Annotated in this window: 7 protein-coding genes; 6 read left to right on the top strand and 1 reads right to left on the bottom strand. The window is 42.2% G+C overall.

What is annotated here, in order from left to right; all coding sequences use genetic code 11:
• The first annotated feature begins 398 nt into the window (after positions 1-398).
• Positions 399-1229, top strand: a complete 831-nt coding sequence (locus tag ACVBDY_RS21435; protein WP_447177521.1) for a CvfB family protein — start codon at positions 399-401, stop codon at positions 1227-1229.
• A gap of 179 nt (positions 1230-1408) precedes the next feature.
• On the opposite strand, the gene ACVBDY_RS21430 is transcribed toward ACVBDY_RS21435, so the two are convergent.
• Entirely contained in the window at positions 1409-1957 is a 549-nt protein-coding gene (locus ACVBDY_RS21430) for an RNA polymerase sigma factor (protein ID WP_447177520.1), read from the bottom strand.
• A gap of 134 nt (positions 1958-2091) precedes the next feature.
• Between ACVBDY_RS21430 and ACVBDY_RS21425 the strand changes: the two genes are divergently transcribed.
• The 5 genes from ACVBDY_RS21425 to ACVBDY_RS21405 all read left to right on the top strand — a co-directional run bounded on the left by ACVBDY_RS21425 (position 2092) and on the right by ACVBDY_RS21405 (position 12662).
• Positions 2092-3249, top strand: coding sequence for a FecR family protein (locus ACVBDY_RS21425; RefSeq protein ID WP_447177519.1), 1158 nt, complete (start codon positions 2092-2094; stop codon positions 3247-3249).
• 154 nt (positions 3250-3403) lie between these two features.
• A complete protein-coding gene (locus ACVBDY_RS21420) occupies positions 3404-6964 on the top strand; it encodes a SusC/RagA family TonB-linked outer membrane protein (protein WP_447177518.1) in 3561 nt (1186 codons plus the stop codon).
• A 16-nt stretch (positions 6965-6980) separates the two neighbouring features.
• Positions 6981-8387, top strand: a complete 1407-nt coding sequence (locus ACVBDY_RS21415) for a RagB/SusD family nutrient uptake outer membrane protein (RefSeq protein ID WP_447177517.1) — start codon at positions 6981-6983, stop codon at positions 8385-8387.
• Positions 8388-8481: 94 nt separating this feature from the next.
• On the top strand, positions 8482-9612 hold the full coding sequence (locus ACVBDY_RS21410; RefSeq protein WP_447177516.1) for a redoxin domain-containing protein: 1131 nt from the start codon (positions 8482-8484) through the stop codon (positions 9610-9612).
• A gap of 296 nt (positions 9613-9908) precedes the next feature.
• Positions 9909-12662 carry a M16 family metallopeptidase gene (locus tag ACVBDY_RS21405; protein ID WP_447177515.1) on the top strand — a complete coding sequence of 918 codons (2754 nt, stop codon included), beginning with the start codon at positions 9909-9911 and terminating at the stop codon, positions 12660-12662.
• The last annotated feature ends 1 nt before the right edge of the window (position 12663 follow it).

Here is a 12663-nt window from a genome sequence, read left to right as displayed (position 1 = left end):
TAAATTTTACTTCGCTTTCATCGACGGGCGAATTTCCCCCTTTGAATGTAGAAGTCTACAGGAAAGGACAGAACTTTCATCCGGATCCGGGACTTCTTATTATTTTTGAATGAAATCTATCTTATCTCATTTACGAAAATACGATTTTCCGGCAATTTTTTATGAAAGCATCGCTTGGTATAAACTCAGGCGATGTTTTAGTATTTTGTAACTTTTACAGACTATATAGAAAGTCCTCTATAAAAGTCTGGATTTATAGCATCCTATTCTTTTATAAACCTTATAGCCCTTTTCATAATGAACGCTGTTCCGCTTTACCGTGAATGTATTTTTTAAGGTTCACTTGTATGTAAGTGTTTCACATTATTTTATCACTATAAAGCAGTACCTTTGCAACTATGATAAAACTGGGCGAATACAATACGCTGGAAATCCTCCGGGAAACTGATCCGGGGCTATATTTAGGCGATGGCGAGGAAAACGTGGTGCTCCTGCCACATAAATATAAGCCGGAGAAATATGAAATAGGTGATGAAATTTCTGTATTCATTTACCTTGATAATGAAGAGCGCCCCATTGCCACAACCCTGGATCCCTTTCTTCAGTTAAACACTTTTGGATATCTGCGCTGCAGCGCGATTACGGAATACGGAGCCTTTATCGATTGGGGGTTGGAAAAACAGTTGTTCGTTCCCTTTAAGGAGCAGGCGCGCCCAATGAAAAAGGGAAACTGGTATATTGTTTATTTATACATTGATGAAAAAACCGACCGTTTGGTAGGTTCCAGCAAAACAAACCATTTCCTTCAAAATGAAAACCTGACGGTTGAACCTTTTCAGGAAGTTGATATTTTGGTGACGCATATCACCGAGAAAGGTGCAAGCGCAATTATAAACGGCATTCACAAAGGGCTTATCTATACTGAGGATATTTTTGAAGACATACATACAGGGGACCTAAGGAAAGCTTTCATAAAGAAAATACGTCCCGACAATAAAATTGACCTTGTGTTGCAAACGCCGGGCTATAAAAGTATAGAGCCGAACGCAAACTTTATTCGTGAAGAACTGGAAGCCGTTGGCGGGTTTTTGCCGCTTCACGACAAATCGGATCCGGACTCAATTAAAAACCTTTTGGGGATGAGCAAGAAGAGTTTTAAAAAGGCGATAGGTACCCTTTACAAAGACAAACAAATTATAATTAAGGAAGACGGTATTGAATTACTATAAAGGCGTTGTATAAACACCATAATCTCCATAGAAACTGCTTCGCCGAGTGGGTGGGTAAAACCATAGAAATATGGCATAAACTCTGGTCTTAAAAACCCTCCGCTGCCGCGCGAGTCCTCTCCGTGGTTCTTGAGCAGGCAGGGTTTTAAACCCAATAATGAGACCTGTAATAAGAACCCCTAGATTTTATCGTCAGTAAACGCTTCCCTTAACTTTTGATATGCCTTTGATACCTGGTTTTCTACAGTTTTAATGGAGATGTTCAATTTTTCCGCGATTTCCCTATACTTTAACCCGTTGAATTTGTGTAGTGTAAAAACCTCCTTACATTTCGGAGGCAGGTCGTCGATGGCCTTTTGAAGTATTTCATAGTTCCTGTGAGCCTCTTTTTTACCGGTTTCATCTTCCAGAAAATTTTCGAGATACATGTTGTCTGAAAGAGAAACAGTGTTCCTATGTTCCCGAAGGCTATTGATAAACTTATTATGGCAAGAGCGAAAGAGATAGCTTTTCACGGACGAATTTATGGTAAGTGATTGGCGTTGTTCCCATATTTTCACAAAAGTACCCTGAACAATATCTTCAGCTTTGTCCCTGTCGTTGCACAAGCTGAAGATATAACGTACCAGGTCGTCGTACAGCACTTCAAAAATAAACTTAAAGGCGTCATTGTTTCCCGATTGAAGAGCGTTTATTAATTCTGTGCTATTATCGAGGGAATACTTCATTAATATCCGGGTAAATCATTATTTAAAGAAAAAATAATTTTGTTTTAACAAAAATGGAAAAAAAATGTGAATCCGGCGTAGGGGTTTTTTAAAACCTTTGTGTCTTGTTGTAAAAAGCCCCTTGTCGTAGTATTATGGAAAAAAATCAATTTCAGCATTTATTGCATAAATATTTCTCCGGTGATATATCGGAGAAAGAACAATATGATCTGGACGAGCTGTTAAAGGATGAGTCTTATGCAGAGGAGTTTAAAACCTATGCCCGGTTAAACAAGCGTATTTCGGAGTTATCATATAAACCAACGCCTGCGAAAAAAAAGAAAGCGATCCTGGATACGATCATGAGAGATTCCGGAACGGGAACGAAAGGAAAAGTATATATGATCCCTGTATTTTTTAAATACGCGGCAGCCGTTGTTATTTTACTGGGGCTTGGTTTTATCATGATGAACAAGTGGTCAAATACCCCGGACCAATTGATCGTAGAAGACAACCCGGTGATACTCCATCTGTCGGATACCTTGATAAAATCTTTACAGGAAACGGACTATACCATGATCAACGCTTCGGGAGATGTACAGGTAGAGCAGGCCGGGGATACGATAAAATATATGGCTACCGGAAAAGAAGGAACCCTGGCCTATAACGAAATAGATGTCCCGCATGGAAAAACAGCGGTTTTGGTTTTGAGTGATGGCAGTCGTGTTACACTCAATGCAGGGACCTGGCTGAAATTTCCCCGGAACGCGGGAGTTACGAGTACCCGGGAGGTCTATGTAAAAGGGGAGGCCTATTTTGATGTGGCGAGAGATACGTCCAGGCCCTTTGTAGTACATGCCGATGATGTCAATATCCGGGTGCTGGGAACGCATTTTAATGTCAATAATTACGAATCCGATACCACGGTCAATACGGTTCTTGTAGAAGGGAAAGTAGCACTCTATGCAGATACTGATCTCTATAACGAGGAGAAGTCCCTGGTCATCCACCCCGGAACAATAGCTGTATTTGATAGGGTCGGGCAACCCATAGCTACCCATACTGTAGACACTTCGTTATACACCTCATGGATGCAGGGGCAATTGATTTTTGAAGGCGCTCATTTTTCTGAAATTATACGCAGCCTGGAACGGAAGTTTAATGTGGAAATAGAAAACCGGAACAGCGGATTGGAAAAGGAGAAGTTTACGGCAAAATTCGAAGAAGAATCCATAGAGCAGATCTTAAAATCATTCCAGCAAAGCTACCCTTTTGAATATACGATAAAGAAGAATAAAATAATTATTAACTAACTCAATAAAAATCAATATGAAAACTTAAAGTACATGAACTCGTTTAAACGAGTTCCATATGGACCTTGAACAAAAAAACCGGAAAATGTGGCCGCATTTCCCGATTTGTGTTCAGTGATTTATAGAGATAAACCAACTAATTCAAAACAAAAGTATGAAAAAACTCATTAACGTAATGAGGCAAAGTTCTTTTGCCTTAAAAATTGACCTGAAAATGAGACTTGCATTACTACTTCTTTTTCTTTCCTTATTCCAGATACACGCGAGTTCATATTCCCAGAATGTCAAAATATCGGTTGACCTGGAACAAGTAACGGTGGGTGAATTTTTCAAAACCGTGGAATCCATGACCTCCTATCGGTTTTTGTATAATCACCGGGATGTAAATATTTCCCGGAAGATTAGTGTATATGCCTGGAAAGAACCTTTATCCCTGGTGCTGAACAGGGTCTTTAAAGACACGAATATTTCCCACCGGGTAGTTGATCATCAAATCGTGCTAAACACGTTTACCTCAAAACCCGTTAAAACGGATGGCAGGGATGACCTGCAGGAGAAGCTGATCTCCGGGAGGGTCATGGATAAAAATGGTATGCCTTTGCTCGGCGTGACGGTATTGATCAGGGGAACACAGCTGGGAACTTCCACAAATGAAGAAGGACATTTTGAAATTGTGGCCGAGGAGGGCGATATTCTGGTCTTCAGTTATATCGGGTTTTCGAAGCGGGAAATACTTGTAGGAGCGGAACAGGAGATCAACGTTAGGTTAACCGAACAAGCCAATGAACTCGGCGAGATCACCGTTACGGGATACCAGACCATTTCGAGCGAACGTACAACAGGAGCTTTTTCCAAATTGAAGACCGATGATTTTAAATCGCAACGCCTGAACAGCCTGGATGCCGTACTGGAAGGCCGGATCGTTGGCTACCAGGATGGAGTTATCCGGGGCGTAACCTCCATGAACGGTTTGACAACCCCATTGTATGTTATCGATGGATTTCCTGTTGAAAAGACCAAGTATAATGAAAATTACAGACTGGAAGAAAATCTGCCGGACCTGAATATTGAAGATATCGAAAGTATAACCGTTCTTAAAGATGCCGCCGCCGCCTCCATTTACGGCGCCCGTGCTGCCAATGGTGTTATAGTGATTACTACAAAAAAAGCCAAAGCAGGAGAAACGAATATTTCGTTTTCCAGCAATTTGACGGTATCCCCTTATAAATATTATACGGGTAATTTGACCAATTCGGCTGATATTATCGGGTTAGAACAGGAGTGGGCTAATGGTAATCCCAACCTTCAAGGTGCCGGTTCAGCGGCTTATGCCTCCTCTTTATTGGATAATGCCGTATATACCAGCCAGGGGATGCAAACGCTTTTAAATTACTATGCGGGGAATATTTCAGAAAACGAATCGAATAGTATTTTAAGCAGATTAGGAGCATCCGGGTTTCAATACTATGATGATCTGGATAAATATGCCAAACGGGATCAATACTACAAACAATATAACCTTAGCTTCGGAAGGGCTACTGAAAAGAACAGTTTCAATGCGTCTGTGACCTATAAGGACAATAAGTTCGAGGATCGTTATTCGGAAGACAATTCCCTGGGGATCAATTTGAGGAATTCTACTGAAATTACGGATTGGCTGACCATGGATGTCGGAACATATATCTATTTCAACAATGCGGATGAGCAGGCATACGACGCCCAGGACCCGGGCTTTGTATACCAGCCGTACAACAGATTGGTCAATGAAGACGGTACTTCATTCACTTCTACTGCGGCATCCCGGTACAATAAATCAACCCTTCAATCCCTGGATACCTATAATATGTATAATATGGATATTACACCAATGGATGAATTGGGAAGAAACATAAGAGAACGCAAAAACTTTTCGAACAGGACCTATGCCAAGTTCAATGTCAAACTAAGCGATGCTTTTTCTTATAGCGCTATGTTTCAATACGAATATGGTGTAGAGCGTATAAACCAGTTAAAAGATAAAAATTCATACGAGGTCAGACAGCGGGTAAATAGTCTGGCTACCATTTCACCTGCAAATAAGGCCGTGTATAATTTGCCTTACGGAGACATCTCCTTTAATAGCAATCAGTATTCAAATGCATATAATTTCCGTCAGCAATTGAATTTTGACAAATTGTTTAATAGTGTTCACGATATAAGTATCATCGCCGGCACGGAAATGCGGCATTCCAAACTGGAATACAGCGAACAGACCCGTTATGGCTATGACTCCCAAACCTTGTCTTTCACACCGGTTAACCAGGCAGATCTGCTACAGGTCTACGGTTCGGTTTTAGGAGGGTATATGTCCCAAAACGATTTTTCGGCAGAAAGGGAATTGCTCAACCGTTACGTTTCTGTTTATGGTAATGCGGGGTATACTTACGATGCCAGATATACCGTTACGGGAAGTTTGCGTTGGGACCGATCCAACTTATGGGGAACGGACAACAAGTATCAAAATAAACCGACATGGTCTGCCGGAGCGGGCTGGAATGTACACAACGAATCCTTTTTTAAACCGCCCTGGGTAAATATGTTTAAACTCCGTTTTTCTTATGGTATCGGGGGGAATGTTGCCAAAAATTCAGCACCGTATTTAACGGCATATTACACGTCTAACAATAATGTAGGGGGGATACAGGGAAGCGTACAATCCAGGCCGAACCCGGAATTATCCTGGGAAAAAACAACCACGGCCAACGTAGGGATTGATTTCTCTATGCTAAAAAATCGATTAAATGGAACGATAGATTTATATCATAAAAGAGGAGAGGACCTATTGGCCAACAGTATTGGGGTGCCGACAGAAGGTTGGGGCTATTCTACCTATACCCTTAACAATGGAGAAATGACCAACCGTGGAATAGAGATCAGTCTTGACGGAAGTATTTTGAGGACATCGGATTTCTCCTGGGATGCGGGAATCCTGTTTGCTTATAATAAAAACAAGGTAACCTATGTAAATGTAGAAGCCCCGGTATATTATTTACAATTGGATTATCCTTCGGCTTATCCAAGAGTAGGGAAGAATTTTAATTCTATATACGGATACAAATGGGCGGGTTTGAGCAATACGGGTTTACCCCGGGTTTATGATCCTTCGGGGACTGCGGTATCTCATAACCCGGCAGATCTGGAAGCTATCGAAGACTTTGGTACAACGGTACCGGTTCAAAGCGGATCCTTTAGAACATCGGTATCTTATAAGGACTTTTCGCTTTCCGCTCTTTTTATTTATGAGTTAGGCCATAAGATCAGAAATAATTTTTTACCCATGTTCAATAACAGTTATTCAGGTGCTACAGGTGGCTATATTGCCAATATAAGAGCGGTAAACAATCGTATTGAAGACCGTTGGGTAAACCCCGGGGACGAAGCGTATACGGATGTACCTCGTGCAGTGTATGAATATGATCCGGATTATAGCTACGATCTGCAATCCATTTATTCCTATGCAGACGTGAATATCCTGGATGCTTCAAACCTGCGGTTGAGCAATGTGTCGTTGGCCTATCAAACGTCTGAACTGGCCTCTAAACTGGGTATAGAGAATATTCGCATAAATTTTAATGTGGAAAATGTTTTTACCGTAGCCAGAAGCAGGGATGCGAAGTACCTGTTGGGAGGGTACCAAACTCCGAATTTTGTGCTTGGATTGCATGTGAATCTCTAATTTTAAAAATGAACAGATGAAAAAAATATATATCACCATCATATGTCCTTTGGTATTGGTTGTCGGGTTAACTTCCTGCGAAGACTATTTAGATGACACACCGAAAGGCTCAAAAATACCACAAACATTAGCCGATTTTGAAGCTTTAATAAGAGATGAATACACCAATCATACGGTTAATGCAGATCAGGCTTTATACCTGTTAAATGACAGGTATGTAACCGAAGCAACACTGTCTTTCGAACCATTAACCAAAGCTAATTATCTCTGGGATGAATCCGCAGACCGTATTGCTTTGAACCGGTCGGATGAAGAAGCATATTATTCCGGTTATGCTGCAATTTCCACCTATAATTTAATCATTGAAAATGCTTTGGAAACAACAGAAGCCACGGAAGCCGAACAAAGAGCGCTTTGGGCACAGGCCAAAGTATTAAGGGCCATGAGCTATTTTAATCTGGCTAATTATTATGCCGATACTTATGAAGTCTCTACCGCATCCGAAAAACTGTCTGTTCCTGTAATTACCAGTGCAGATATCAATGCACCGAGTGAACAGGTGAGTATTCAGGAATTATATGATTTTATATTGAAAGATACGGAAGAAGCCTTGCCCGGTTTACCTCAGGCGTCCTCAACCGTATTACATCCGGATCTGGGGACGGGTTATGCCTTTCTGGCACGGGTGTATTTGCAAATGAGCAATTACGAACAGGCATTGAATTATGCCGATAAGGCCCTGGAGGAAAATAATAGCTTATACGACTGGACAGCCTATTATAATGGCAATAAATCCATTATCGAAGACCCGGACACTTATATAAGTACGCCTTCACCAATGGGATTCGATTATGTCGAAAACTATAATTATCGCCATGGAGCCCTTTCCAGGATTAGTACCGAGAATAACACCCCGGTAGAACGGGCACAACGATTTGAAGAAAGAGATGCCCGTTTTTTATCGCGCTGGAAGATCAGGACTGTGGGCGCAGAGACGTTTTATAACTCCACATTGTCTGGTTATTTTAATAAGGGGGGAATTACCACCGTAGAGGTTTATTTAATAAAAGCCGAATGTTTAGCCCGTCAGGCTATAATAGACGATGCGATGGCAGTGTTAAATAAGGTGCGTAAAACCCGGATTTTACCGGATGTTTACCAGGATTTAACCGCAGCAAACGAAGCAGAGGCCATGGAATCCATTCTAAGAACCAAAAAGAACGAACTTGTTTTAACCTTAATTCCTTTTTGTGACGCTCGTCGTTTAAATGCGGAAGGTATATATACCACTGGTTTTACCAAAAACTATCAGGGTGAAACATATTCCCTGACCCCGGATTCCCATTTATGGACCATGCCGTTTCCCCAGGGGGCTACAGATAACCCGGGAAATGGTACTATAACCCAAAATGTAGATAAATAATAACCGGATAAAAGAGGAAGTCTGAACAAAGTTCCGGAGAGCTATTGCTCCGGGATTATCTACACAACTGTCAAAAATTAAAATTCTATAAAATATGAAAGCAATAACATGGAGCATATTGTGCTTTGGTATCGTTCTTTTAGTATCGTGTGCGGAAAAGAAAGAACAGGAAGGATATGCAATTACAGGAAATATACAAGGTTTGAATAACGGAGTCGTGTACCTGGAACCGGTCGGTGAAGAAGGAAAACGGGATTCTTCGCTTGTCGAAAATGGCAAATTTGGCTTTAACGGGGTGTTGGAAGAACCGCTCCGGTACAGGTTAAAGCTAAAAGGGAAAGAAGATAACGGGTTGTACTTTATCCTGAGCAATGAAGCTATTGAAGTTCAGGTAAAAAAAGACTCACTTTTTAAGGGAAAGGTTACAGGAGCTTCAATAGAGGAGGTGTACCGGAGTTACTACAATAATGAATTTCAGGAAATCCGGGACATGGCAGGGCCTGTTTACAAATTATCGGATTCGATCACCCAGCAGGGAAAAGTGGAAATGACGCCGGAGCAAAGAGCCATGATGGATAAAAAATGGAATGAGTTGGATAAAAAGGCAACTTCGATAACTACCGGTTTTATACTTGAACACCCTGGTTCCATAGCCTCGGCACTGATCATTCAGGAGAGATATATTACGTACCCGAATTTAGAAACGGCCGACAAATTGTATAACAATCTTATTCCGGAAGTTCAGGAATCCTACTATGGGAAACAACTGTATGCTTCACTGACGAAAATGAAGAAAACGGCTGTAGGGAGTAATGCCCCTGACTTTACCCAACCTGACCGGGATGGAAACATGGTCAGTCTTTCGGATTTCAAAGGGCAGTATGTTTTCCTGGATTTCTGGGCAAGCTGGTGTGCCCCTTGCAGAAAAGAGAATCCCAATGTCCTGAAAGGATACCGTAAATACCATGAGGCAGGCTTGGAGATCGTAGCTGTTTCTCTGGATGACAAAAAAGACAAGTGGGAAAAAGCTATTGAAGAAGACGGGTTGACATGGCTTCATCTTTCCGATCTTAAAGGATTTAAGAACGAGGCGGCCCAAGAGTATGGAGTCCAGTCCATACCTCAGAATTTTCTGATCGACCCGAAGGGACAGATTATCGGCAAAGATTTAAAGGGAGAAGACCTTCAGGAAAAATTAAAGGAAGTTTTTGAATCGGTAAATTGACCAAAGGCTGTGTCAAACAGCATTTGAAGTTTCGGGCCTAAGTGGGTTAATCGCAACCCGGCTAATGGCGCTTATTAGACCTTTTGAGTTCTGTATTACTCTTCGTGAACCTCTGTGCAATCTTTGTGAATCTCCGTGTAATAACACAATGAATGCAGGCTGTTACACAGAGATTCACGGAGAACACACAGAGAAGCACTGAAATACACATTTAAAAATCGGCATACAGAAATTTCACCGGGAGTTCCCAGGTGAACAGGAAACTGTTTGTATAATTTTATTTAAACAAAGAACAGATGAAAAACAATGTTTTGGGATTGCTCTGCTTTTTAATTATTGCAGTAGCTCCGGCCCAGGTTTCGGATAAATTCAAAAAGAACAAGGAGTTAGGGGGGATCGGGGAATACGAATACCAGCCCAACGGCTTAAAGATATTGTTACTGCCGGACAACAGTACCCCGGTGGTGACCGTGCAGATCGTATATCATGTAGGTTCCACCAACGAGGTCAGTGGAACGACCGGGGCAACGCATTTGCTCGAACATCTGATGTTCAAAGGAACCCCGAAGTTCAATAAGCGAAAAGGCACGGCCATTTTTTCCATCCTCCAGAACGTCGGGGCGAGAATGAACGCCACGACATGGTACGACCGTACCAACTACTTCGAAACCATTCCCAGTGACCAACTCGAACTGGCCCTGGAAATAGAGGCCGACCGGATGCGGAATTCCCTTTTGCTGGAAGAAGATAAGGAAAGTGAAATGACGGTAGTACGCAATGAATTTGAACGGGGGATGAACAACCCCGCAAGGCTGTTGCAAGACCAGATATGGTCTACGGCCTATATGGCCAGTCCTTACCATCATTCCACCATAGGGTGGAGGTCGGATATAGAAAATGTCCCCATGGAAAAACTCCGGGAGTTCTATGACACTTATTATTGGCCTAACAATGCCACACTTACTGTTGTCGGGGATTTTCAAAAGGATAAGGTTTTTCAGTTGGTGGACAAGTATTTCGGGAAAATTTCAAGTTCACCGGAAGACATCCCACAATCCTATACTACCGAGCCGGAACAGTTGGGTTTGCGTAAACTTGTAGTAAAAAAGCCCGGAAAAGTCGGAATTATAACCAGGGCCTATAAAATTCCGGGAGAACTCCATGACGATTATCCCGCACTTGAGGTTTTATCTGATCTTTTGGCGGCAGGTCCTTCCTCGATCTTAAACAAAACCTATGTGGATACCGGGATAGCTTTGTATGCCGGGGCCAGGGCCAACACTTTCAAAAGTGCCGGGTTATTTACGATTGATTTGGGGATAAGCTCCGAAAAGGAACACGAGGACATCGATTCAAAACTGATAGCGACCATAGACAGTATTAAAAACCTGGATTTTGACCAGAGTGATATCGATCGTATTCTTTCAAAAAAGGTAGCACAAAATATATTGTACAGGGATGGTTCCGGGGTGATTTCTTCCATGCTGACCGAAGCCATTGCTTCCGGTGATTGGACCAGTTATGTTACCGGTATCGAAAAACTGAAGAAAGTGACCCGGGAAGACGTTAAAAGAGTAGCCCGAAAGTACCTGGATATAGACCAAAGTACTACCGGGTACTTTATTCCTGAAGACAGCGGCCCGAAACAGGGAGGAAATCCCGGACCGCAGGGAGATGAAAAAGGATCAAAATTATTTTTCAGGGATCCCGATCTCGTCATTAACACAGAAACAGAAGTGTCTTCCCGAAGGGAGGATGATCTCCAAGCCGTTGCGGTGATTAATTCCGAAATAAAAAGAAAGAAAGTAGCGGATATAGATGTCATTAGCCTGAAAACCGCTGCTAAAAACTTCGTTTCCGTAAATGCGAGCCTCTCGATTGGCGATTATATGGAATCCGGGGAAAATGAGTTGATCCCTATGCTCACGGCCTACATGCTAAACAAGGGGACACAGCAAAAAAATAAGATAGAATTTTCCCAGGCGCTGGAGAAACTGGGAGTAAATATCTCCGCATCGGCCTCGGACAGAAACATCAATTTTTCCTTTAAATGCCTGAAAAAAGATATTCCCGAAGTGATAAACCTGTTTTCCGAAGAATTGAAGATCCCCCTGTTCGAAAGCGATGAATTTGACCTTCTGAAATCCCAGCTTAAAGGCAATATGAGTGAACAGCTCAACGATCCGGGAAGACAGGCAAGGATCAAGCTATCGCAGAGCATTTACAAGCCCGGTCACCCGAATTACACAAAATCTACGGAAGAAAGCCTGGAATTACTTGACAAGGCAGCGATAGAAGAAGTAAAAGCCTTTCACAAAAAATATTTCGGCACGGCTTCATTCCGCCTGGTTGTGGTCGGTGATATCGATGAGGGAGAAATGTACGGGGCACTCCGCAGTAATTTTCCCAACTGGAAGGGTGGAATTCAGGAGGATATATCTGTTAGAAAAGGGGAGGAGATAGCCAAGATCAAATCCCGGAAAGTGGAGGAAGTCTTTATTCCCGAAAAAAGCAGTGCGGAATTATTGATCGGTCAATATACCGGTTTGGGTGAAAAAGATCCGGATTATATACCGTTTTACCTGGCAAATTCGATTTTAGGGTCTGGATTCTCGGGCAGGCTAATGGCTACTGTCCGCGATAACGAAGGCCTTACTTACGGTATAGGTTCCGGGCATTCCGGCGATGATCTGACAGGGGGGTACTGGACTGTAAGTGGCACTTTTAACCCTGATTTGATGGATAAAGGCTATCAGTCCACCATGAGGGAAATCAATAAGTGGTATGCCGATGGTGTGACAAGGAAAGAGCTCGAAAATATAAAATCCTATCTTGTAGGAAGCTATAAAGTAGGAATGTCAACCACAGGAAGTCTGGCCGGTACTATCCTGAATTTTGTAAACAAGGGCTATGAACCGGAGTATATTTATGAGTATCCGTCCAGAATAATGGAGCCTGATCTGGATGAGGTCAACAAAGCCATCAAAAAATACCTGGACCCCGAAAAACTGGTTATTGTAAAAGCCGGAACACTGGAAAACAAAGATTAAC

Source organism: Sinomicrobium halophytocola (assembly GCF_052983395.1).
This window is presented reverse-complemented; position numbering and strand designations above follow the sequence as displayed.

What these genes read in the sequence shown, in the direction of transcription:
- ACVBDY_RS21430 (WP_447177520.1), bottom strand. Translation starts at nt 1,957, where the DNA reads ATGAAGTATTCCCTCGATAATAGCACAGAATTAATAAACGCTCTTCAA.
- ACVBDY_RS21420 (WP_447177518.1), top strand. Translation starts at nt 3,404, where the DNA reads ATGAAAAAACTCATTAACGTAATGAGGCAAAGTTCTTTTGCCTTAAAA.
- ACVBDY_RS21435 (WP_447177521.1), top strand. Translation starts at nt 399, where the DNA reads ATGATAAAACTGGGCGAATACAATACGCTGGAAATCCTCCGGGAAACT.
- ACVBDY_RS21415 (WP_447177517.1), top strand. Translation starts at nt 6,981, where the DNA reads ATGAAAAAAATATATATCACCATCATATGTCCTTTGGTATTGGTTGTC.
- ACVBDY_RS21405 (WP_447177515.1), top strand. Translation starts at nt 9,909, where the DNA reads ATGAAAAACAATGTTTTGGGATTGCTCTGCTTTTTAATTATTGCAGTA.
- ACVBDY_RS21425 (WP_447177519.1), top strand. Translation starts at nt 2,092, where the DNA reads ATGGAAAAAAATCAATTTCAGCATTTATTGCATAAATATTTCTCCGGT.
- ACVBDY_RS21410 (WP_447177516.1), top strand. Translation starts at nt 8,482, where the DNA reads ATGAAAGCAATAACATGGAGCATATTGTGCTTTGGTATCGTTCTTTTA.